This window comes from Streptomyces sp. TRM70350 (assembly GCF_019219825.1).
In the GTDB taxonomy this organism is placed as follows: Bacteria; Actinomycetota; Actinomycetes; order Streptomycetales; family Streptomycetaceae; genus Streptomyces.
Genome location: NZ_JAHUXH010000121.1, coordinates 1 through 599 on the forward strand (window position 1 = coordinate 1; position 599 = coordinate 599).

Consider the following 599-nt stretch of genomic DNA (forward strand, 5'->3'; position numbering starts at 1 on the left):
CAGTTCTGAGGTAACGAACAGTTGCCGGCTTTGAGTAGAACAGACAATTGAAGAGTGTGCTTGTTCGCTCGAAACCAATAGGGTTTCGGTGGTTATAGCGTGAGGGAAACGCCCGGTTACATTCCGAACCCGGAAGCTAAGCCTTACAGCGCCGATGGTACTGCAGGGGGGACCCTGTGGGAGAGTAGGACGCCGCCGAACAATCTTTGGGAAGGACCCCTGGTCACCAGCGTTCAGCTGGGACCAGGGGTCCTTTCGTTTTTACAATGTTTGCGGTACCGAAGACAGGAGTCACCGATGTCCACCAACTCTCCCGACGACAAACCGGAGCGCGACCAGCGGCGACGGGATGGTGGGGATCGCGGCGACCGCGGCGGTTTCCGACGCGACCGCGGTGACCGGAGTGACCGTGGTGACCGGGGCGGCTTCCGGCGTGACAACGACCGTGGTGGCTACGGCCGTCGAGACAGCGATCGTGGGTCGCGGCCGTCGTTCCAGCGCGACGACCGTGATCGCGGGCCACGCCGCGACGACCGGGGCAGCCGACCCGGTGGGTTCCGCCACGACGACCGAGGTGACCGTCCGGCCTTCCGCCGCGA

At 63.8% G+C, this 599-nt stretch carries 1 rRNA gene and 1 pseudogene; one reads left to right on the plus strand and one right to left on the minus strand.

Going from position 1 to position 599, the window contains the following annotated elements:
• Positions 1–84: 84 nt before the first annotated feature.
• Positions 85–201 (plus strand): 5S ribosomal RNA (gene rrf, locus KWI83_RS37845).
• A gap of 90 nt (positions 202–291) precedes the next feature.
• On the opposite strand, the pseudogene KWI83_RS39870 reads toward rrf, so the two are convergent.
• Positions 292–599, minus strand: a pseudogene (locus tag KWI83_RS39870) (hypothetical protein); the annotation flags it as partial.